Origin of the sequence: Paractinoplanes rishiriensis (assembly GCF_016862375.1) — a bacterium.
Classification (GTDB): Bacteria; Actinomycetota; Actinomycetes; order Mycobacteriales; family Micromonosporaceae; genus Actinoplanes; species Actinoplanes rishiriensis.
Genome location: NZ_BOMV01000007.1, coordinates 643273 through 665195, shown reverse-complemented (window position 1 = coordinate 665195; position 21923 = coordinate 643273). Strand labels below are relative to the sequence as shown.

At 70.6% G+C, this 21923-nt stretch carries 20 protein-coding genes; 19 read left to right on the top strand and 1 reads right to left on the bottom strand.

The genetic code is table 11. The annotated features are described in order from the left end of the window. Window positions 1-62 precede the first annotated feature (62 nt). From Ari01nite_RS06950 to Ari01nite_RS06880, 15 genes are all read left to right on the top strand, one after another. Window positions 63-1013, top strand: coding sequence for a PrgI family protein (locus Ari01nite_RS06950; RefSeq protein WP_203780197.1), 951 nt, complete (start codon window positions 63-65; stop codon window positions 1011-1013). Beyond that, window positions 1010-2770: a VirB4 family type IV secretion system protein gene (locus Ari01nite_RS06945; protein ID WP_203780196.1), complete on the top strand. Its 1761-nt coding sequence runs from the start codon at window positions 1010-1012 to the stop codon at window positions 2768-2770. Before Ari01nite_RS06950 ends, Ari01nite_RS06945 begins: the two co-directional genes overlap by 4 nt. 30 nt (window positions 2771-2800) lie before the next feature. Next, window positions 2801-4198: a hypothetical protein gene (locus Ari01nite_RS06940; RefSeq protein WP_203780195.1), complete on the top strand. Its 1398-nt coding sequence runs from the start codon at window positions 2801-2803 to the stop codon at window positions 4196-4198. Beyond that, window positions 4195-5790, top strand: a complete 1596-nt coding sequence (locus Ari01nite_RS06935) for a type IV secretory system conjugative DNA transfer family protein (protein WP_239162521.1) — start codon at window positions 4195-4197, stop codon at window positions 5788-5790. The genes Ari01nite_RS06940 and Ari01nite_RS06935 overlap by 4 nt, the downstream gene beginning before the upstream one ends. 41 nt (window positions 5791-5831) lie before the next feature. Continuing rightward, on the top strand, window positions 5832-6662 hold the full coding sequence (locus tag Ari01nite_RS06930) for a replication-relaxation family protein (RefSeq protein ID WP_203780346.1): 831 nt from the start codon (window positions 5832-5834) through the stop codon (window positions 6660-6662). After that, complete coding sequence (locus Ari01nite_RS49630; protein ID WP_239162520.1) at window positions 6650-7687, top strand: C40 family peptidase; 1038 nt, start codon at window positions 6650-6652, stop codon at window positions 7685-7687. Before Ari01nite_RS06930 ends, Ari01nite_RS49630 begins: the two co-directional genes overlap by 13 nt. A 464-nt stretch (window positions 7688-8151) precedes the next feature. After that, window positions 8152-9354: a winged helix DNA-binding protein gene (locus Ari01nite_RS06920; RefSeq protein ID WP_438872149.1), complete on the top strand. Its 1203-nt coding sequence runs from the start codon at window positions 8152-8154 to the stop codon at window positions 9352-9354. Between the two features lie 202 nt (window positions 9355-9556). Continuing rightward, the gene (locus Ari01nite_RS06915; protein WP_239162519.1) at window positions 9557-10096 is read left to right on the top strand and encodes a hypothetical protein; all 540 of its coding nucleotides are present in this window, start codon (window positions 9557-9559) and stop codon (window positions 10094-10096) included. 214 nt (window positions 10097-10310) lie between these two features. Then, the gene (locus Ari01nite_RS06910) at window positions 10311-10661 is read left to right on the top strand and encodes a hypothetical protein (RefSeq protein WP_239162518.1); all 351 of its coding nucleotides are present in this window, start codon (window positions 10311-10313) and stop codon (window positions 10659-10661) included. Between the two features lie 265 nt (window positions 10662-10926). Further along, window positions 10927-11724, top strand: coding sequence for a hypothetical protein (locus Ari01nite_RS06905; protein WP_203780193.1), 798 nt, complete (start codon window positions 10927-10929; stop codon window positions 11722-11724). A 305-nt stretch (window positions 11725-12029) separates the two neighbouring features. Continuing rightward, on the top strand, window positions 12030-12872 hold the full coding sequence (locus Ari01nite_RS06900) for a TnsA-like heteromeric transposase endonuclease subunit (protein ID WP_275410826.1): 843 nt from the start codon (window positions 12030-12032) through the stop codon (window positions 12870-12872). After that, window positions 12869-15136 (top strand): DDE-type integrase/transposase/recombinase, encoded by a 2268-nt coding sequence (locus Ari01nite_RS06895; protein WP_203780191.1) that lies wholly within the window; start codon window positions 12869-12871, stop codon window positions 15134-15136. Before Ari01nite_RS06900 ends, Ari01nite_RS06895 begins: the two co-directional genes overlap by 4 nt. Then, entirely contained in the window at window positions 15133-16401 is a 1269-nt protein-coding gene (locus Ari01nite_RS06890) for an AAA family ATPase (protein WP_203780190.1), read from the top strand. Before Ari01nite_RS06895 ends, Ari01nite_RS06890 begins: the two co-directional genes overlap by 4 nt. Further along, window positions 16398-17099 carry a TniQ family protein gene (locus Ari01nite_RS06885; RefSeq protein WP_203780189.1) on the top strand — a complete coding sequence of 234 codons (702 nt, stop codon included), beginning with the start codon at window positions 16398-16400 and terminating at the stop codon, window positions 17097-17099. Before Ari01nite_RS06890 ends, Ari01nite_RS06885 begins: the two co-directional genes overlap by 4 nt. A gap of 515 nt (window positions 17100-17614) precedes the next feature. Then, the gene (locus Ari01nite_RS06880; RefSeq protein ID WP_203780188.1) at window positions 17615-18304 is read left to right on the top strand and encodes a hypothetical protein; all 690 of its coding nucleotides are present in this window, start codon (window positions 17615-17617) and stop codon (window positions 18302-18304) included. 177 nt (window positions 18305-18481) lie between these two features. On the opposite strand, the gene Ari01nite_RS06875 is transcribed toward Ari01nite_RS06880, so the two are convergent. Then, the gene (locus Ari01nite_RS06875; protein WP_239162516.1) at window positions 18482-18898 is read right to left on the bottom strand and encodes an NUDIX domain-containing protein; all 417 of its coding nucleotides are present in this window, start codon (window positions 18896-18898) and stop codon (window positions 18482-18484) included. Between the two features lie 440 nt (window positions 18899-19338). Here Ari01nite_RS06875 and Ari01nite_RS06870 point away from each other — a divergent pair, with 440 nt between their 5' ends. The 4 genes from Ari01nite_RS06870 to Ari01nite_RS06855 all read left to right on the top strand — a co-directional run bounded on the left by Ari01nite_RS06870 (window position 19339) and on the right by Ari01nite_RS06855 (window position 21916). Further along, window positions 19339-20325, top strand: coding sequence for a DUF932 domain-containing protein (locus Ari01nite_RS06870; protein ID WP_203780186.1), 987 nt, complete (start codon window positions 19339-19341; stop codon window positions 20323-20325). A gap of 233 nt (window positions 20326-20558) precedes the next feature. Beyond that, window positions 20559-21056 carry a hypothetical protein gene (locus Ari01nite_RS06865; protein WP_203780185.1) on the top strand — a complete coding sequence of 166 codons (498 nt, stop codon included), beginning with the start codon at window positions 20559-20561 and terminating at the stop codon, window positions 21054-21056. 63 nt (window positions 21057-21119) lie between these two features. Next, on the top strand, window positions 21120-21593 hold the full coding sequence (locus Ari01nite_RS06860; RefSeq protein ID WP_203780184.1) for a hypothetical protein: 474 nt from the start codon (window positions 21120-21122) through the stop codon (window positions 21591-21593). Beyond that, window positions 21590-21916 (top strand): hypothetical protein, encoded by a 327-nt coding sequence (locus Ari01nite_RS06855; protein WP_203780183.1) that lies wholly within the window; start codon window positions 21590-21592, stop codon window positions 21914-21916. The genes Ari01nite_RS06860 and Ari01nite_RS06855 overlap by 4 nt, the downstream gene beginning before the upstream one ends. Window positions 21917-21923: the final 7 nt, after the last annotated feature.

Genomic DNA, 21923 nt, shown 5'->3' with positions numbered 1-21923 from the left:
GGCACCGCCTTGTGCGGAGCCGCCCGCCCGTCCGTCGCCGTCCCCGACAGGAGTGATCACCGATGGCACGCCGAACCGCCGATGAGCCGTTAAGAGCACGAGTACCCGCCGACGTCGAGCGACCCGACCGGATCGTGTTCGGGCTGACTCTGCGCCAGGTCGTCATCCTGACCGTCACCGCGCTGATCCTCTACGCGGTCTGGACCGCCCTCGCGACGGTGGTCAATCCGCTGTACTTCATCGCCGGGTCGATCCCCGTCGCCGGGGCGGCGTTCTTCCTCGCAGTCGGCCGCCGCGACGGCACCAACCTCGACGCCTGGCTGCTCGCCGCGCTCCGGCACCGGCGTGCCCCGCATCGCCTGGTCCCGACCGACGAACCGATCCACCCGGCACCAGCCTGGATCACCACCACCGGCGGGCGCGGTGACAAGCTGCCCCTCCCGGCGCCGCTGCGGCTGCCGGCGAAGGGCATCACCGGCGACGGGCTGATCGACCTCGGCCCGGACGGCACCACCGCGCTTGTGTCCGCTTCGACGGTGGCGTTCGGGCTGCGCTCACCCGGTGAGCAGAACGGCCTGGTCGCCGGGTTCGCCCGCTGGTTGAACAGCCTCGACGCGCCGACGCAGATCCTCGTGCGGGCACAGCGCGTCGACCTGACCCACGTCGCCGACCGCATCGAGCACCGTGCCCCGGCGTTGCCGCACCCGGCGCTGGAAGACGCGGCACGATCTCACGCCGCGTTCCTCGACGATCTCGCCACCCAGCGGGAGCTGCTGCACCGGCAGGTCACCGTCGCGGTGCGCGGGCGGCGCAACCCCGGCCACACCGCCCACCAGGCGCTGGAGGCGGTACGTGCCCTGGCCGGGTGCGAGGTCGCCGGGACGGTCCTGGACGCCTACGACACCCAGGCCGCCCTCGCCGCCTGCCTCGACCCGGCCGCCCCCGCCCCGGCCTGGGCGGCGGCCGACAGCCCCGATCGGACGACCGACCTGGAAGACGGTGATGACCGGTGAAGCTGTTCACCCTGCGCCGCAGCCGCCGCCCAGCGGCCGAGACCGGTGGCGTGCTGCCCGGCAGCCCCGACGCCGTGGAGGTCGGCGGGCGGTCCGTGCACGTCGGCGCCGATTACTCCGCGACTCTCGCGGTGACCGGCTACCCGGTCGAGGTCGGCGCCGGCTGGCTGGAGCCGATCCTGTCCTACCCAGGCCGGGTCGATGTCGCCCTGCACATCGAACCCGTCCCGCCGGTCGTCGCCTCCGATCGGCTGCGTAAACAGCGCGGACGCCTCGAATCCTCCCGGCGTACCGACGCCGGGAAGGGCCGCCTGGATGACCCGGGGTTGGACGCCGCCGCGGCGGACGCCGCCGAGCTGGCCGCCCGGGTCGCCCGGGGCGAGGCTCGGCTGTTCCGGCTCGGTCTGTACCTGACCGTGCACGCCGATACCGAGGCCGAGCTGACCGACCGGGTGGCCGAAGTGCGGGCGCTGGCGTCGTCGCTGCTGCTCGACCTGGCCCCGGCGACGTGGCGGCAGTTGCAGGGCTGGATCACCAGCCTGCCCCTGGCCTTCGACGCCCTCGGCATGCGCCGGGTTTTCGACACCGATGCGCTGGCCGCCGCGTTCCCGTTCACCAGCCCGGACCTGCCGGTCACCGCCGGGAACACCGGCATGGGCGTCCTCTACGGGTTGAACCTCGCTTCGGCGGGGGTGGTGGTCTGGGACCGGTGGGCGCAGTCGAACTTCAACGCGGTCATCCTGTCCCGTTCCGGTGAAGGTAAGTCCTACCTGGCGAAACTGGACCTGCTGCGCAACCTCTACCTCGGGGTGGAGGCGTTCGTCATCGACCCGGAAGACGAATACCTCCGGCTCGCTGAGGCGGTCGGCGGGACGATCATCCGGCCCGGCGCCCCCGGGGTGCGGATCAACCCCCTCGATCTGTCCGCCGCTGACGGTGATGATGCCCTGTTCCGGCGGACCCTGTTCATGCAGACGTTCGTCGCGGTACTCACCGCCGGCGACGACACCGCCGCCACCCTGGCGCCGGAGGATGTGCCGGTCCTCGACGCCGCCGTGCTGGCGGCCTACCGGGGCAAGGGCATCACCACCGACCCGCGTACCTGGCGGCGCCCGCCGCCGCTGTTGGCCGATGTGGCGCACGCGTTGACGGAGATCGGTGACGCCGGGCGGACCCTCGCCGCGCGGTTGCACCCGTACGTGAAGGGGTCGTTCGCCGGGCTGTTCGACGGGCCGACCACCACCGCCCCGGAGGGGCACCTGGTGGTGTACGCGATCAAAGACCTGCCTGATGAGTTGAAGCCGGTCGGGACGCTGCTCACCTTGGATGCGATCTGGCGCAAGGTCGCCAATTCCTCGCCGGACGTGCGCCGGATGGTGCTGGTCGATGAGGCGTGGCTGCTGCTGCGCGCCGGGCTCGGCGCGAAGTTCCTGTTCCGCCTCGCCAAGTCGGCGCGCAAGTACGGCGCCGGTTTGACCGTGGTCACCCAGGACGCCGCCGACGTGCTCGGCACCGAGGTCGGCCGGGCCGTCGCCAGCAACGCGGCCACGCAGGTGCTGCTGCGTCAGGCCCCGCAGGCGATCGACGCAGTCACCGACGCGTTCGGGCTGACCGACGGCGAGCGGACCTTCCTGCTGTCCGCGGCACGCGGAGACGCCCTCCTCGCGTGCGGCAACAGCCGGGTCGCCTTTCACAGCCTCGCCTCCGACGTCGAGCACCAACTCGTCGTCACCGGCCCCACCGCCGGCCGCCGCTGAAGCTCAGCTGACCCTCTTTGGGAGCCTGCCATGCCCGTCACGTTGACCCTACTCATCCCACCGTCGCTGACCCCGACATCACCGCCGACCCCGGCACCCGTGCTCCCGTCCGCGACCTGCGTCCCCGGCCACGACGGAATCCCGGATTCGGTGATCGGGCACCTGATGTGCGGCACCTGGGCCGACGACGCCCCCGCCTCGATGGCGGTGTTCATGCGGGCGTACTGGCCGCTGCTGCTTGCTGCCCTCGCCCTGCTCGTCGCCGCCCGCCTCGGGTGGGCGTGGTGGCGGCGGCATGTGTGGCGTCGTCACGCCGGGCAGGCCCGTTGGTTGGAGATCGTTCCGCCGGTGTCCGCCACCCCGGCCGCGACCGTGGGATTGTGGCGGTTGCTCGCGACCGCGTTGCCCGCCTCGAGCCGGTGGTCGCGGCGCCCGCACCGGCTCGTCTGGGAGGTCCAGTCCGACCCGAAAGGGATGCGGTGCGGGCTGTGGCTGCCGCCCGGGGTGAACCCGACCGCCGTGCTCCGGTTGCTGCAACGCGCGTGGCCCGGTGCCCGCGCCGAGCAGGCGAAGGCACCGGCCTTCGCCCCGGGCAGCCCGGTCGTCGCGGTGGCGTTGCTGCCCACCCAGCCGGAGTGGCTGCCCCTGGTAGACGATGCCGCGCCGAGCCGGGGGCAGCGGTGGGAGGCCGGTGCCCCGCCGGAAGAAGACCGGCTCCGGGCGGTGTATGACGGGCTGGCCGCCGCCGGGCGCACCGGTGGCGGGCTGCTGCAGGTCCACGTCACCCGCGCCCCCGCCCACCGCGTCCGAGGATTGCGCCGCGCCACAATCCACCCCGACCGTGCCCGCCGACCCCGCACCGGCGCATCCCGCGCCATCGGCCTGCTCGCGGACGCCCTCCGGGCGGTGATCATCGGTGTCCTCGACCTGGTCACCCCCGGCCCGGCCACGCGTAAGCATCAGAGCGGCCGGGCGGATCCGTACCTGGCCGAGCTGGCCCGGCAGGCGCGCGGGAAGCTGGCCGCCGCGCCGCACCTGCTCGTCGCGGTCCACGCCACCGCCACCGGGCCGACGGTGGCTGCGGCGCGGGCTGCCGCCGCCGATATCACCTCCGGGTTCGGGCTGCTATCGCCGCACTTCAGCCGCCGCCGGCTACGTCGAGCCCGCGCCGCCGCGACCTGGCGGTGGGTGCCCGCGTCCCGGATGACCCTCGCCTCGGTGGACGAGACCGCCGCCCTGGCCGGGCTGCCCGCCGAGCCGTCCGCGCACGGCATGCCCGCCGCCGCGTCGCGGCGGCGCCCGGCCAGCCGGGAAGTGTTCACCGCCGGACCGGCCCCAGCCACCCGGCCGAAGCGCCGCCCGGCCCCCGACCTGGCCCAGAACAACCCGGCGCAGGGTGACCCGCCGACCGTGTGGAGTACCCCATGACGACTGCCGAGAGCTCAGCCGCACGGGCTACCCGAGGCCAGCGGCCCCTCAACCTCGTGCCGCCGTCCGAACGGCGCGGACTGCCCGGCAAGGTGATCGGCGTCGCCAACTCCGGTCCCGCCGTGCGCGTCGGGATCTCGCTGGAAGACTGCCGTCACCACCTGCATGTCTGCGGCCCGACTGGCACCGGCAAGACGTCGCTGTTGTTGCGGACGATCCTCGATGACGTGGAGGCCGGGCGCGGGGTCGCCGCGTTCGACCCCGCCAAAGGCGACCTGATCCGGGATCTGCTCGACGTGCTGCCGAGCGCCTGCGGGGACCGCCTCGTCATCGTGGACCCCGATGAGCGCTCGTCCCCGCCGGCGATCAACCTGCTCGACCCGAAGGTCCACGGCGGCACCGCGCACGACGTGGCCGCCGCCGTCACCTCCGTCATGAGCAAGGTGTGGTCAAGGTGGTGGGGCCACCGCACCGCCGACATCTGCTACCACGGCCTGCTCACCCTGGCCCACCTGCCCGGCTCCACCCTGGCGCAGCTCCCGCGCCTGCTATCGGACACCAAATGGCGGGCCGGGCGGGTCCGGGCCGTGGTGAACAGTCTCGGCGCGTGGGAAGGCAGCACCCTCGGCGAGTTCTGGGAAGGCTTCGACGGCCTACCCGCAGGGCAACGCGCCGGGCTCGTCGCCCCGCTGCTGTCCCGGCTGCGGCTGGTCCTCGCGCACCCCTTGGCGAATGGCCTGTTCGGGGTGCCCAGCACCACGTTCCGGTTCGCCGACATCCTCGACGGCGGAGTCCTGCTGGCGCGGCTGCCCAAGGGGGTGATCGGGGAGGACGGCGCCCGGCTAGTCGGGTCGCTGATGCTGGCCGGGTTGTGGCAGGCCACCGCTGCACGCGCTCGTATCCCCGAGAACGACCGCCTCGACGCCAGCATCGTGCTAGACGAGTGCCACAATTTCCTGCACCTGCCGATCGGCATCGATGATGCCCTCGCCGAGGCCCGCGGCCTGCACACCTCGTTCGTCCTCGCGCATCAGTACCTCGGGCAACTGTCCTCGGATATGGCCGAGGCGATCGACGCCAACGCCCGGAACAAGGTGTACTTCGCGCTCGCCCCGAAAGACGCCGTCGACCAGTCCCACCACGTGCTCCCGTACCTGGACCAGGGCGATCTGATGCGCCTCGGTGGCTACGAAGTGGTCCTTCGGCCGGTGGCCGGCGGGCGGGTCGCTCCACCGGTCACCGCGGACACCATTGCGCCGCCCGAGCCAATCCGAGGCCGGTCCTCCGAGTTGCGTCGGCTGGCTCGTGAGCACACCGGACTGCCGATCGGTGAGCGTCGACAGTTGCTCGGCGATGCGGCCACCGACCAACCAGACGTCGACGCTGACGTCGACCCGGCTGACGGTGGCAGTGGCCTGCTGATCGGTCGTAACACCTTCGCTGTTCAAGGGGCGGGATCTCTAGAGGGTTCTAACGAGAGGTCTAACGAGGTTTCCAACGACCACCAACGCTCGCCTGAACCCTCGCCCATGAACACGTCATACCCGCTGGTGGACGACGGTGAGGAGGACTGGTGGACCGGAACCGACTGATAAGAGATATCCCTCCTACCGGTAAACACGCTGCCAGCAGCCTGCGCCTCACGGCGTCCGTCGTCGCGGCCGAACTCGCCCGGCTCACCCCCCGCGACCGGCTCCTGCTCGACCTGCTCGACCAGCACTCCACCTTCACCACCGAGCACCTGACCGACCTAGCCTTCGGCTCCGTCGGGCGCGCCCGCAACCGACTCAACACCCTGCATGATCGAGACATCCTCGACCGGTTCCGCCACTACGAGCGCCCCGGCTCACAGTCGTGGAGGTGGACCCTCGGCCCGGTAGGCGCGGCCATCGTCTCCGCCGGGCACGGCGAGGCGATGCCCCGCCCGGCCGCCGTGCGCGACACCACCGCCCGGTTGGCCATGTCCCCGACGTTGAAGCACCTCCTCGCCACGAACGGGTTTTTCGTCGCGCTGACCGGGACCGCCCGCACCCGGCCCGGGGCGCGGTTGGCGCGGTGGTGGAGTGAGCAACGGTGCCGGGAAGCCACCGGCAACCTCGTACGCCCGGACGGTCACGGGGTCTGGGCCACCGGCGGACGGACGGTGCCGTTCTGGCTGGAGATGGATCTCGGCACCGAGACCGTTCATCGGGTCGCGGCCAAACTCACCGGCTACGCCGCCCTCGGCCCCCGCCGCGCGTACCCGGTGGCATTCTGGCTTCCCACCGCCGCCCGGGAAGCCCACCTCCACGCCCACTTGTCGCGCACCGGAATACCAGACGGGGTGAGCGTGACGACCGCCGCCGACGACTACGCCGCCAACCACGGCGGCCCCGCCGGAGCCGTGTGGCAGCTACCCGGACACCCCGGACGGCTCACCCTCGCCGATCTGCCCCTGTCCGGCGGTGCCGTATGGGACGGGTAGTCACCGGCGCGGTCGGCGGCCTCGTCCTACTCCTCGTGATCATCGTCGGCGCGGCGGCCGGAGTCGTCTCCGGGGTGGTCGGCGGCGGCCAGAGCGCCGCGTACGCGTGCACGGCCACCGCCACCACCCCCGGCGCGGCCCCCGCCGGGATGACCGCCGAGCAGGCCGGTAACGCCGCCGTGATAGTGGGGGTAGGTCAGCGCATGGGCGTGCCCCCGCGCGGGTGGGTGATCGCCGTCGCGACCGCCCTGCAAGAGTCGAACTTGATCAACCTCGGTGACCTCGGCGCCCGCAACGATCATGACTCGTTGGGCCTGTTCCAACAACGCCCGAGTCAGGGGTGGGGCACCCCGGCACAGATCATGAATCCCGACTACGCCGCGACGACGTTCTACGAGCGTCTCCGGCGGGTGCCCCGGTGGCAGACGCTACCGCTCACCGATGCCGCCCAGGCGGTGCAACGGTCGGCGTACGGTGATGCGTACTCCAAGCATGAGGCGTGGGCCGCTTCCATTGTGGCCGGTTACACCGGCGGTGTGGTGTGCGACGGCGGCGACAACCTCCCGCCCGAGGCCGCCGCGAAGCTGCCACCGGGCTTCACCCTCCCGGCGGGCACCCCCGCGCCGGTGGTGACGGCGATCGGGTGGGCGCTGGCACAGTTGGGCACCCCGTACACCTTCGGTGGCGACTGCACCGCGCCGCACTCGGGCAACCCCCGGCGTCAGTGCGACTGCTCCTCACTGATGCAACAGGCGTACCGGGCCGCCGGAATCCGCATCCCGCGCACCACCGCCGATCAGGTCCACGCGGGCACCTCCGTCCCCGACCCCGCCGCCCTTCGGCCCGGAGACCTGATCTTGATCCCGGGCGGTGGCGGCACCCGCGCCGACCCCGGTCACGTCGGCATGTACCTCGGTTCCGGGCTCATCGTGCAAGCTCCGAAAACCGGCGACGTGGTGAAGATCAGCAAATTGTCCGCATGGATACATCAGACAGCGGCAATACGTCGCATCGTGCCGAACTGACGCTTGACAATTCCGAGGCGTCGAGCGCTCCGGCCGCCGGCCCGCGAAGTGATATTTAGCTCAATACGTCGACTTGACTTCACCGCACTACCGAGCAATAGGCGCCGCCCATTGCCTGCGGCCGGACACGGCGGAGTGTCCGGCCGCAAGCAGCGAGCCACCACAACGCCATATACGTGCACGGGGTGCTACGCCTACCCGATACACCGGCGTGCGCCAGAACGCGCCGAGCGGGCAATACAACGGCGCTAACGCCCCGATGCAATCCGGACGGTCACCGCGCGGCACGAGGCAAAACGTGTCCCGAACAGCCGCCCGTAAAGAGTCATGAAAATGCGGGTTGACAAACAATGCGTGCAGAGGGTCCATGGACGTGGGCAACAACAAACGCCCCGCCGGAACATCATCGGAAAGCGCACCGCATTAATCGCGGGAACGCTATTGCCATCCCTATTAACGGAGGTATCACTGCCATGACCACGCCCACCACGCCCGCCGCCGTCACCGTCGCCGCCACCCTGACCGCCCACCCGGACGGCATCACCACCCGCGCACTGGCCGACGCCTCCGGCGTCAGCGCCTCCACCGTCGCGAAAACCCTCACCGCGATGGAGGCCGACGGCACCGCCACCCGCACCCCCGGCCCCGCCAACGGCAACCGCAAGACAGCCGACATCTGGCACCCGAACACCCCGACCCCTGCCGACGCCACCCCGGCGGACGAGGCCCCGGCTGACGCCACCCCGGCGGACGAGGCCCCGGCTGACGCCACCCCGGCGGACGCCACCCCGGCGGACGAGGCCCCGGCTGACGCCCCGGCGGCTGCGGTGTCGGGTGCGCCGGTCGGGCCGCGTCATCCGGACCTGAAGGTGCTGATCATGGCAGGTGTCCTTGGCGGACACCCCGAGGGCGTCACGGCGGACGCGGCGATCAACGAGAGCGGACTGTCGGTAGCGATGGGCGACACGATCCTCGCCGCGATGGAGGTCAGCGGGGCCGCGCGTCGCCTGCCGACCGAGGCGGACGGTACCGAGTTGTGGGTGCCGGTCGCGGACGCCGACCTGGCGAAGGTGGACCCGGCGAACGCGCCGACGCACACCACCTGCCCGACGTGCGGGCACACCCGCAAGATCCGCCGACCCTCGGCGCGACGTGCCGCCGCCACGAGCACGGACCGCACCACCGGCGAGATCAACAGCGATGGGTCGGCGAAGCTCGCCAAGAACGGCCTGCGTAACCAGGTCGAGGCGTTCATGCGCGACCTCGGCACCGGTCACGACGTGACCCCCGGCACCGTCGCCCGTGAGTTGGGCGGACGGTCCTCCGGTGCGGTCGGCAACGCCATGGCCCGGCTCACCGCCGAGGGTGTGCTGGTCATGACCAGTGAGGCCCCGGTGAAGTACGCCATGGCCGAGACTGCCCCGGCCCCGACCGCCGAGGTTCGGGCGTACATGACCCGGCCGCTGACCGACGAGGCCGACACCGAGGCCGCCACCGATGACGCCGCCGCGACCGCCGACACCGACGCGGCCAGCACCGACGACGCCAACGGCGACGACACGGCCGACGCGGGCACGGACACGCCCGCCACCACCGAAAGCGACGCCGCCACCACCGGCGCGACAACGGCCGACCACGAGGCCACCCCCGCACCGATCGCGGCCTGACACCACCCCCGCCGGGGCCGGGCACCACGCCCGGCCCCGGCACCCGCATACCCCGTTACCTACACCCGAAAGGACAACCCGTGATGACCAATCCTCACGCTCACGACCGCACCGGGCCGGACAGCGGCACCACCCCGGCTCAACCGGGGTCGCTGCGCTGCCCCGAATGTGGGGAACCGGCCCGCGCCGTACCGCCGCGCGAATGGCCCTCGCCGCGTTCCTGGCGCGGCCTGCCGCGTCGCACACCGACGGGACGGCGCTGTGCCCGGTGCCCGGCCCGGACGGCTCACAACCGGCTATCCCCGTCGGTGTCCCGGCGCGGCTGACGATGTGGCAGGCCGTGCGGCAGAGTTGGCTCATTCACCCGGACTGGACCGTCGAGGATCACCTGTCGTGGCTCGACGGTGAGGGCTATGACACTGACACGATCGAGGGTGACCCGGCGGAGGTGATCGGCCGATGGCTGGCCGAGCACCGTCGGACCGCGCGGCTGACGGTGCCGCCGGAGGTCACCGGCGAGTCCCGCGTGTACGTGGTCGCGGCCGGAGACATGGTCGCGGTGTTCGACAACCCCGACGCGGCCGGAATCCAGCGCACCGTGATGGAAGCCGCCAATCTGGACACCATCGCCTCGGCGATGACCCCGGCGCAATGGGACACCGCGCGGGCGGTCCTGCGCGCCGAGCACCCCCACCTGGTCATCACCGACGTCCGGCACGGCGCGGCGGGTGAGGCGGAATGACCCGGCCGCCCACCCCGCCCGAGGTGCCTGGCGACCTGCCCGCCGCGCTGGCCGCGCGGCCCCGCGACGCACGGCGCGGCCTGCCGATCCCGCCGGTCAACGAGCACCCCGACCCGCACGGTGGCCCCGGCACGTACGTCGACTTCACCACCCTCAACACCACGACTCGACGCAGCTCGCCGCCGGCCGCGCGTGCTCGCTGTGCGGCGAGTCGATGGAGTATTGGGCGGCGTTCCTGGGCACGCCCCGCGCCGCCGAGCTGCGCCGATTCTCTGATCCGCCGGGGCACCCCGCGTATGACGGCTGCTCTGACGTTGTGCCCGCACATCAAACCCTCGCCCGGCACCGCCGCGCCCGCGCCGACCGGCCGAGCGCGGGCATCATCCCGCCGGGGTCGCACGGGACCAAACCCGACGGGTGGACCCTGGGCATCACCCGCACCTACCGCACCATGTTCATCCCGGAACACGGACTGACGGTGTACCTACCGGCATCGTTTCGCACCGTGCACGCCTATGTGTACGGCCCGGACGGGCGACTGAACGCACGGCCCGACACCCGGTAACCCGGGCGTGACGTCGGGCGTCAGATGTGACTGCCAGCGATAGATGGCGGGGAAGTGCCTGATGCCCAGGGAGATAGGCTCCGGTTGCCAGCGACGTTTGGCGGGGCTTACTAGACGTGGTTGGCGGGGCCGCCGGAAGTCCCAGCCTGTGGTGGCGGGTGAGGCAGAGGTGACGGGCGACCCGGCTCCGCCGGGCGGCGGCCAGGAGTGGGCACAACGGGGGCGCAGTTGGCGCAGAGTTGCACACGGTTACCACAATTGCTTCATGGCCGACGAAGACGAGGCGGATGCCTTCGCTGAAGTACGACTCCAGCAAGCCCGGCTGCACGCGTACGACGAGGCTTTGCGGTACACCGGTGAGCGACGGGATCGCGAAGAGTTGTTCAGGATGCGTGGCCTTGCCGCGGTAGATCTCCTCCGCGCTGCCGCTCATGCATCGGACATTGCATCGTCCGACGTCGACGAAGAGCTGAGTTGGCTTGAGCATTCCTACCGCCATGACCCGGTTTCCGCATGGGTCGACCCCGACACGGTGCTCGGTGCCGCTGTTACAGTTGGGGCCGTCGTCCTCGCGGTGACCGGTGCCGCCCCGATCGCGGCGGCGGTTGTCGGTGAATCGCTGGTCAAGGAGACGGTGAAGGCGTTCGTCGGCACGATGATCGCTTCCGCTCTGACGGAGATGGTCGGCCATCTCCGTCAGCGTCGGATCTCCCAGTCGGCTGCGGGGCAGAGGCCAGCCGCGCCGGAGGCCAGGGTTGGCCGGCGGCGGCTCAGTCTTCAATCTCACGGATCCGTTTCGCCGAAACGGGAGTCGGAGCAACCTCCGGCAGGATCTTCTACGGCCGGTTCGCCGCCGTCGCTGCTGACTAAACGCGCAGATGAGGTGACGAGGGGTTCCGCGCCAGTCGAGAGCGTTGCGCTTGGCGACCGCGAAACTCGATCGACGACACCGGCGGCTTCAGTCGAGGGTGCGCCACGTACTCCCGTGCCACCTGACTTAACCCAGCCGCCGCCGGACCTCGACCAGCAAGACCCGCCGGGAGCTTCCATAGGAAGCCTGTAGAGCCGATCGCCATAGTGGCCCCAAGTGCGTGGATCATGGGCGAGCCCCGGGCGGGATGCGGCTTCGCTGATCGCCCATACGGTGGAGACCGTTGCCTTGAGACACTGCCGCCGGCAGAGATCTCGTATCCGTTTCCAGACATGAGCGCAAACTCAAGTGCGCCAGCCGAGATGGAATCCACCGTTACACAAAAGTTACTCAGCGCGAAGGGCACGATAGCGCCCGTTGCGCTGTTCGACTCGCCGCAAAGCAACGCGAATCGGAAACCTCGGCTCGGGTAGACATCAGTCTTGTTGGATGGATGGATGTCGTCGGGCGTTACGGCCAGCTGTGGTGAACTCTGGTCCGACCGGTGCGGGCTGGCGGGTCTGTGCACGCAGTGGGTCGGCTTCGACAGGGCACGGGGATCGCTGGTTCTGGCGGATGGGTGGACCGGAAGGTGGCGGGCGCAGTGGCGGGCGTCGGGCGCCCCGGTGCTCTGCGCGGTGCGCGACTTGGCGTCGATGCCGATATCACGGTGCGAGCCGGTGCGGCGGTTCTCCTGGCGTCGGGGACAGCGGCACCGTCCGGGCTTGCAGTTCATGGTGTCGACCGGCCGTCACCACGGTTTCGAGAGCATCGCCGAGCAACGGCTGCTGCTGGCGTTGGACTTCGCGGGCGGCGTGAGCGACGTGTTGGGCCAGCCGTTCCGGTTACGGTTCGCGACCGGGTCGGGTTGGCGGGAGCACATCCCGGACTTCCTGGCGGTGACGGCCGAAGGTGGCTTGTTGATCGATGTGCGGCCGGGTGAGCGGATCGGCGACGACGACCGGGTGTGCTTCGCCGCAGCGCGGGAAGCGGCGTTGGCGGCCGGCTGGTCGTATCTGGTTGTCACCGGCTGGCGGCCACACGTGCAGACCGGCCTGGACACGCTCTCCGCGCAGCGCCGCCCGCTGCGCGACCCGTTGGGCCTGCAGTCGGAGTTGTTCACGGCGGTCGCGTCAGGTCCGCGAGCGTTCGGCGATCTCGTGGCGGCCACCCGGCTACCCGCGGTGGCACGAGCGCATGCCCTGCACCTGATCTGGCACCGGCGACTCGGGATCGACCTATCGGCCCCGCTGAATGACGCCGCGAAGGTGTGGGCCTCACTGGCCGGAGTTGGCCGATGAGTCAGCACGTCGGCATGCTTGACCTGTCGCCCGGCGCCGTCGTCGTGGTCGATGGCGTCGAGTGGCTGGTCGAGTCGTTCGCCCCGCAGTACGGGCACATCCAGCTGCACCGTGGTGACGGTACGACGATGCAGACCACGGTGCGGGCCCTGCTGACCGGCCCGGCACACCGCGCGCCGGTGAACGCGCTGATCCTGGGGACGGACTCGGCGACCCGGCAACCGATGACGCTCGCCGACCTGACTCAGGATCAGCGGGAGTTGGCGCTGGTCCGGCTGGGACACGTGCTGGAGGTGGAGACCGGTTTCCGTGGCGGGGATCCGTTGCGGCCGGCCCCGGGCGAGCCCAGACGTGGCTACGACCCGAACGCCACGACGTTGACCGCGCGGCGGCTGGCGAAGGTAGCCGAACTCCAAGCACTTGATCCGCAGGACGCGCGGCGGCTCGGGTTCGCCCACGTCAGCCTGCGCACGCTGGAGCGGCTGGGTGCGGACTGCCGCCGGTTCGGGGTCGCCGGGGCGATCCTGGGCAGTTGGGTACGCCGCAGCGGTGGGCGGCCGAGCATCACCGAACCGGTCCGCGAGGCGATCTTCGCGGTGCGGGCCGAGACGCTGCACCGGTCGCGGATCAGCATGATGGCGCGGCGTCGGCTGGTCTGCCAGTACGTGCGGGAGAAGTACGACGAGCAGGTCCAGGTGCCGTGCTACGAGACGCTGCGGCAGGTGTGGCGGGAATGGTTCGGTCCCGGCGGGGCCCGGCAGCGCTATCAGCGGTCGGCTGCCGCGGTCGAGGCCACCGGGATCCATGTGGTGGTGCACAGGCCGGGGCAGGTCATCGCGTTGGACACCACGATTCTGCCGGTGAAGGTCCGCGAGAGCGTGTTCGGCGACCCGGTATCGGCACATTTAACGATCGCGTTGGACGTGTACACGCATTCGCTGGTGGCGTTCCGGCTGACCTTGGTGTCGGACACGTCGGTGGACGTGGCGATGCTGCTGCGGGACGTGATGACGCCACTGCCGCTACGCGACGGGTGGGGCGAGGACATGATCTGGCCCTACCCGGGAGTGCCGGCCGCGGTGGTGGCCGAGTTCGCGGGATACCCGGTGGCCGCGTTGCCGTTCTTCACCCCGGAGACCGTCACGACCGACCACGGCTCGGTCTACAAAAACCACAATCTCGTGGAAGTGCAGCGGGTCATCGGCGCGAACATACTCCCCGCTCGGGTGCTGCGCCCGACGGATAAGCAGGCCGTGGAACGGGCGTTCGGCGCCATACAGAGCCTGCTGTTCGAGAATTTGCTGGGCTATCAGGGCGTCGATGTCGCGGACCGGGGTGTCGACCCGGAGGCCGATGCGGTGCTCACGGTCGAGGCGATGGAACACCTGGTCGCGACCTGGTCGGTGAAGATTTGGCAGAATCGGGTGTTGGGCGAGTACGCCCCGGCTTGGGATCCGGGTGGTCGGCACAGCCCGAACACGTTGTTCGCCGCCGCGATGGCCCAGGGCGGGTTCGCGTTGCAGATCCCCACGCCGGAGTTGTACTACGAGTTGCTACCCGCCCACCACGTCAGCGTTCACGGCCGACGCGGGGTGAAGATCCGCGGATTGTGGTACGACGGGCCGGGCCTGGACGACTACCGCCACGAGCCATCGACGCGAGGTGGCGTCCACAAAGGGAAGTGGGTCGTGCGCTCCGATCCCCGCGACCGGCGGACCGTGTTCTTCCACGACCCCGGCGGCGGGCAGTGGCACACGTTGCGGTGGACCGGGCTGCCGGCCGAGGGCGAGATCCCGTCGTTCTCCGATGCCCGAGCCCGGCAGCTTCTCGAGCACGCCCGTCAGGCCGGCCTGAAACCACGCTCGGACGCGGAGCTGTTGCCGCTGCTGCTGGACCTGCTCAGCGACGTAACTCCAGTACACCAGTGGCCGACTCAAGCCGGCCCAGCCGGGACGGGTAAACGGCACCGCACCGAGCACGCGCGGGAGGCGACGCGGGCCGCAGCCGCGCACGCCGACCGCCCTGAGGCGCCTCCGGCGGCCGAGCCTGGGTGCGGGCAGGACGTGGGGACGGTGGTGCCGATGCGTCCGGTGGGCCGGGTCGCGCAGGTGCAGACCGCGGTGGACGCCGAGCGTCGACGGCGCCGCGAGGCCGCGGTGCCGGACCGGCCGCAGCCTCCGCCGCGTCTCGGTGATGCGTTCCGGCGGCGCAGCCTGTTCCTGCTTCCCGCCGACGAGCCGGACGAGCCGGGGCAGGCCGGATGAGCGGCGAAGTGCCGGACACCGCGGCGTTCACGCTGCCTGGGCCGGCGATCGCCCGGGAGACCGCCGCAGGCTGGAGCCAGTGGCGGACCACCCGGCACGGCTTCACCCCGGCGCCGCGGTTGTCGCTGGCGCAGTGGCGAACGTTGAGTCCGCGACAGCGGGTCCTGCACGACCTGCACCGGGCCGCGACCCACGCGAACCTGCCCATTCAAGAGACCCCGATGAGCGCCAGGGTCGCCCGGGTGATGGGCTCCCGGCTGTTCAACAACGCCCTCAAGCACAAGCCGACCACCCGCGCCGGGCTCATGATCAACGGCGGCGGCTACCAGGGCAAGACGGAGACGGTCTGCGAGATCGCCGCCGCGTTCGAAGACCAGTGGCTGGACCTGCACCAGCAGATCAACCCGCACGCGGTGCCCGGCACCCGGGACCTGCACGCCGCCGTCGCCTACGTGCAGACGCCGGTCACCGCGACCCCGAAAAGCGTCTGCCAGGCGATCCTCGACTTCTACGGCGCACTCCACAAGGGCATGACGCTGCCGCAACTGGTCCACGCCGTGCGCGGCTCGCTCTACGACCACGCCACCAAGGTCCTCATCCTGGACGACATCACCCGGCTGCGGATGCACCGCGAGGCCGACCAGGACGCCCTCGATCTGATCCGCGCGTTGATGAGCATGCACCTGACCCTGGTCCTGGTCGGCGTCGGCATCCCCGCCTCCGGGCTGCTGCGCGAAGGCCGCCGGGACCGGGCCACCGGACAGGTCGTCTTCGCCCAACCCCGCCACGCCCGCACGTTCACCGACGAAGCAGCCACCCAGACCGAACGCCGCTTCGACCTGATCGACCTCGACCCGTTCCGCTACGACACCCCGCAGACCATCGCGGCGTGGGTCACCCACCTGGCCGGCATCGAGGACAACCTGCGGCTGCTGCGCGCCGAGCCGGGCATGCTCACCGACGGGGCCATGCCCGAATACCTGTTCCGCCGCACCGGCGGCATCGTCGGCCTCCTCGAACGGCTCATCGAAGACGGCGCCGCACACGCCATCGACACCGGCGCCGAGCAACTGACCACCGATCTGCTCGACACCATCGACATCAACCTCGGCAACCTGGCCCGCCGCGACACCACCGCAGGTGAGATCCCCGACATCCCCCCACGACCGGCCCCGACCACCGGCAAGAGCAGCAAGCGCCGCAACACCGTCTTCGACGACCACGGCGGCACCAGCGGCGACCAGCCAACGGCATCGACCGCGTGACCGGCCGCCTGCCGCGCAGCCTCGACCCGCTGCCCGACGAATCGCTGCCCGGCTACCTACTCCGGCTCTCCCACCGCCTCGGACTGGCACCCACCCGACTGCAACAGGCAACCGGCCTCGCAACACCACCCAACGCCGCCCGAGCCAGCACCATGCTCGCCCTGACCCCTGAAACGACCGCCGCTTTCGCCCACGCGACCCGGCTCAGCACCACCGAGGTCACCGCCCTGACCCTGAGCAGCCTCGCCACTCGCTACCCACCGGTCGACCTCGCCCGCACCGGCCGCGACCAGCGGCGCCTCGTGCACGGCCTGTTCGTCCGCGAAAGCTGGGTATTCGCCCGCTTCACCCGCTACTGCCCCCACTGCCTGACCGGGGACGGCAGCCTCATCCAACAACACCACGGCGGCGGCTGGAATAAACTCTGGCGCCTCCCGATCGTCTTCGCCTGCCCCACCCACCAGCGGCTACTCGCACACACCTGCCCCGCCTGCGCGCAGCCCGCCCTGGCGCGCGGCCCCGGCGCGGCGATGATCCCGCGCGGAGGCGACAGCACACTGCACCCCGCCGCCTGCCGAGCCCACCCCCCCGATCGCGACCAGCCAGCGGCTCCTGCGGTCACCGGCTGGACCAGGCACCGGCCTCCACCAGCACCCACGACGTTGCGGCACCGATCGCCCTGCAACACCGGCTGCTGACCCTGCTCAGCACCGACAACGCGACCACGATCAGCGCCGGCGGTCCGGCCACCTCCAGCCAGTACGTCACTGACCTGCGAATCCTCACCTGCCTGATCACCGCCGCCTGGCCCACCAGCCGGCATCTGGTCGACACCACGGACGCGGCCGGCCTCATCGACCGGCACGCCGAGAACGTCCAACGCCAGATCGACCAAGACCGTCGCGAGCGGCGATACCCGCGCGACAACGCCCTCTACGACGCGCCGCCCTCCGACGCCGCCACCGCCGCGGCGCTGCTCACCGCGGCAGCACACATCACCGACGCGGACAGCCCCGACTCGGCCCGCGACATCGTCGCTCCGCTACTGGAGGACCAGCCAGGCGCCCGCCCGTGGGTCAGGAAGTTCCTACCCGGCGACGGCTACTGCTCACCAGGGCTGCAAGCCGCCCTCGGTCCTGAAGTCGGCGCGCTGCACGTCATCAAACGCACCGGCGTCCCGCACTACTCCACTCGTCGGCGCCTACCTGCGCCGTTGGGGGTCCGCTTCGGCATCCAGCACATCCCGCAGCGCCCGCCCGAACCTTGGCTCAACTACCTCTACGAGTTCATCGACCTCAAGTCGCGGCTGCTGGAGCACGTCCTCGTGATCCGGCTCGCGCACGCCACGACCGGCGGAACCCTCATCGACGCCGCGAACCAGCTCGGCATTCCTCGACTCGCCGCCGACAACGCGCTACGCGTCACCCACCGGGCGCTGGCCGCCACCTCCCGCCACAAGGCGTTCGACCACGCCGTCGGCAACCTCATCGAACACCTCGACACCACTGCGGGCTTGACCGACCACGGCCGACGTCGCGACGCACTGCGCACCTGGGAGATCCCTCCCGGCCAATGGCAGGAACTCATCGACGGACTGCCCGGCCAACTGATCAAGAACCGCCTCGTGCCGCACACCCACTGGGGCGACGGAAAACGCCGACTGGCCAGCACCTGGGCCTGGACCGAACTGACTCACGGCGATCACATCTACGCTCCCGCCGTCCGCCCCGACCTCCACGCCACCCGGCCCGGAGGCGAAGACGTCCACTACGTCCACACCCGCTGGCAACACCTGCTGCGCCCCTCGCCCTACGGCCACTTCCGACAACTCCGCGACCGCCTCGATCCATTCATCCGACAACTCGGCGAACACATCGACAACGCCCAGTCGCCGCGCCAGTAACGCCAGCTGAGTCCTCGATCGGAGCCGCCAGCCAACGAGACGGCAGAGAGCTGCGCCGAAGCGCGGTAGTTGACACCGCGGAGGCGGGGTGACCTGCAGTGCACGAGGGCAGGCGGATGGGACGCCAGCCGGCCTCCGGATCGCCGATGAGCGCGCACCCCAGGCCCCGGAGCGACGTCAGGTGGCGAGCACGGTGGTAAGCATCGAAAGGTACGACTCGTGGGCGAGACGCAGGCTGTCAAGGTCGGACGTCTCGAACCACGCCACCGCGTCGTGTTCGTCCGGCGCGGCGTTGACGGGTATTCCGGTCCACCTGTCGACCAACCAGATCTGCATGTCGAACGTCGCGGTCCGGATCTCATGCATCGGCGGGCTGGACGGCTCCGGCGCCGTGATCCCCAACTCTTCCCGAAGCTCGCGGACAAGGCTTTCCTTCGGATCCTCCCCCTCGTCAACATGACCGCCCGGCAGGTCCCACACGTCGGGATACCAACGGCGCCCGGCGCTTCGATGACACAGCAACACCCGATCGCCGTCGCGAAGAACGGCCGTAACAATCCGGACCGGACCGGAATCGTCAGCGGAGATCGTCATCGGCACATTCTGACCCATGCGGATCTGGCCGCGGTCTGAGCGCTGGTCGGGCTCTTCAGATGACTCGCGAAGCGCCCTCGCTCAACACGGAGCCGTCAAGAACATCCTCACCCACCGCGCCGACCTCCTCATTCTCAAGATCGACATGTTGGGCCCCGAACACGCAGGTGACAACAAGCCTACCTACGTGACAACTACCGTGCTTCGGCTCAAGAGCCGGCGAGACGCCGGCAGCGCCGTCCCGCCATCTACCGCTGGTAACCGCCATCTATCGCTGGCAATCACATCAGATTGCCGCCAAAAACCTCGATCGACTCCAGCCGATCGCCTTGATCGGCCCGTGGAGGTAGGAAACATTACCTATGACGGCGCCGCCGGGCCGCGAAACCCCGGCGTCGCCGCCACCACCACCGAACCCCGCATGAAAGGACACGCCAGTCATGGCACACGAACTCGAAACCCTCGCCAACGGACAGACCGCATTCGCCTCCGCCCGCAAGTCGGCGTGGCATCAGCTCGGCCAGATCACCGACGAGTGCATGACCGCGGAAGAGGTCATGAGTAGGGCGTGGCTCGGTGGTTGGGAGGTCCGCAAGATCGCCCTTCAGGGCATCGAGGTCACCGACGCCGGTGTCACGAAGGTCGACTGCCCCGACAAGTTCATGACGGTCCGGACCAACCCCGTCACCGGCGCGACCGAGTATCTCGGCGTCGTTGGTGAGGACTACACCACCGTGCAGAACGAGCAGGTCGCGGAGTTGCTGAACCTGCTCGTTGACGAGTCCGGCGCGCACTTCGAGACGGCCGGCTCGATGCGTAAAGGCAAGAGCGTCTTCGTTACGATGAAGCTGCCGAAAGCGATGGAGATCGCCGGAGTCGACCGGATGGATCTCTATCTGGCCGCGACGACCAGCCACGACGGCACCGCCTCGCTACGCCTGGACGCGACCCCGGTACGGATCGTGTGCGCGAACACGCAGCGCATGGCCTACGAGCGGTCGCTCGGCTCGTACACCTTCCGGCACGCCCCCACGATCACCGCGAAAATCGGCGAGGCCCGTCAGGCCCTCGGCCTGGTGTGGAAACACTTCGCCGCGTTCGAGACCGAAGCCGAGAAGATGATCAACGAGTCGCTGACCATGGGCGAGTTCGAAAAGATCACCGCCCAGCTCTGGCCGATCGCCGACGACGCCTCCGACATCGCGAAGAACAACGCGAAGCAGCGCACCAGTTCGCTGCGCTACCTCATCCGGGACGCGGACACGCAGAAGGCGATCAAAGGCACCCGGTGGGCCGGATACCAGGCCGTCACCGAATACCTCGACCACTTCGCCCCCGCCACCAGCGACACGGTACGCGCGACGCGGGCACTGACGGGCAAAGGCGCGGACCTGAAGGCCCGCGCGTTCGAGCTGTTCGCGCTCTGATGCACACCCGGTACCGGGGCCGCCACCGGCGGGCGGCGGCCCCGCCGGGCACCACGACGGACGCCCGCCCGACACGGCCAGTGATCCGCCCGCCGCAGCCCACCGGCCCCCGCCGCCCGTCCGGCCCGGCCGCTGATCACCCAGCTAGCAAGCCGCCGCGCCTGCGCCCGGCCGCACCGGCGCCACCGGCGCCCGACTTCACATCCGGCTCCACCGCGATGGAGGCACCCACCGTGAACCCCACCACGACCGCCGAGGCGATGCTCGCCGCGATCTGGCAACTCTGCGACGCCCATGCCAAAGGCGAGGTCAACCGTGTCCTCGCCGGGCACGCCGCCACCGACAACGAAGCCCAACACCTCGTCGCCCAGGCCGAGTACTGGGAACAGGCCGTCCAGGCCGGATACCAGGCCCTCGCCGCGACCGTCCGTGAGGCGCTGCCCGACGGCGCCCACCCGGAGGCGTTCCTGCCGGTCCGTCCGACCACCGGTGGTCACATCGAGGTACACGCCCGCGACACCACCGCCCGACCCCTAGTGATCGCGTTCACAGCCGCGCAGGCCCTCACCATCGGCACGCACCTCACCGCCCTCGGTGCGGTCGCCCTCGACCGCGTCGGCGCGAAGGTCGACGCCGCTCTGCCTGCCATCACCGAGGCGGCGCCCTTCACCAGCACCAGCACCCGTCCCGGGCCGCCACCGGTGATCCCTGGCCCCACCGACCCGCGATGACCCGCCGCCGCGCGGCCGGTCATCGGCCGCGCGGCGACCTCAGGACACTCGGAGGAACCCCTCGTGAAAGACCTACTTGCCCTCGTACAGGACTACGCCACCGCGTGCGCGTCCGCCGAACATCACCGCACTCTGCTGGAGTGCCTCGTTGACGACCCCGGTGACTTCCTCGCAACCGAGGCCGCCAAGTACGACGCCGCCGCGACGGTGTACCACGCGCAGCTCCACACCTCTCTCGACGCACTGACTCGCACCACGGTGCGCGCCGTGCCCGACGAGCGCCTCCCGGTATGTACCTGGCAGCGGGGCACCGTCGAGGCCCGCGCCGTGTTGCCCGATCACAGCCGCAGCGTTCGCGTGCGTTACACCCCGGCGCAGGCCATCGCCGCCGGAACCGCACTCGTCGCCTGCGGCGCCCTCGCCGACGAACAGACCGGCGGCACCCTCACTACCATCCTGCCCGCCTTCCCGACCACCGACCTCAACGCGGAGCCGACCGCGGCCGGCGCCACGCCCGAGAACGGGAGCCAGTCATGACCTCCGACCCCTTGGACGCCCTCGGCGACGGCGGCCAGCACACCCTCAGCGCCCACCAACTCCTCGGCGCCCTCGCTCTGATCAGCGACCTCGACCCGGTCATCGCCGATGTCCTGCGCAACCTGCACCTGCGCGTCTACCCGATCAACCCGGAAACCGGCGCCGCCACCGACTACATCGTGCTCGACCTGCACGGCGTCTCCATCGGCGCCCTGCGCCGCGACCACGACTTCTACCTGCACGCCGACACCACCGAGACCCCCGACCGGATCATCGCGTTCGAGGTCAACGGACTCGGCGAACACGACCACCCCACCCGGTAAAGGAGCA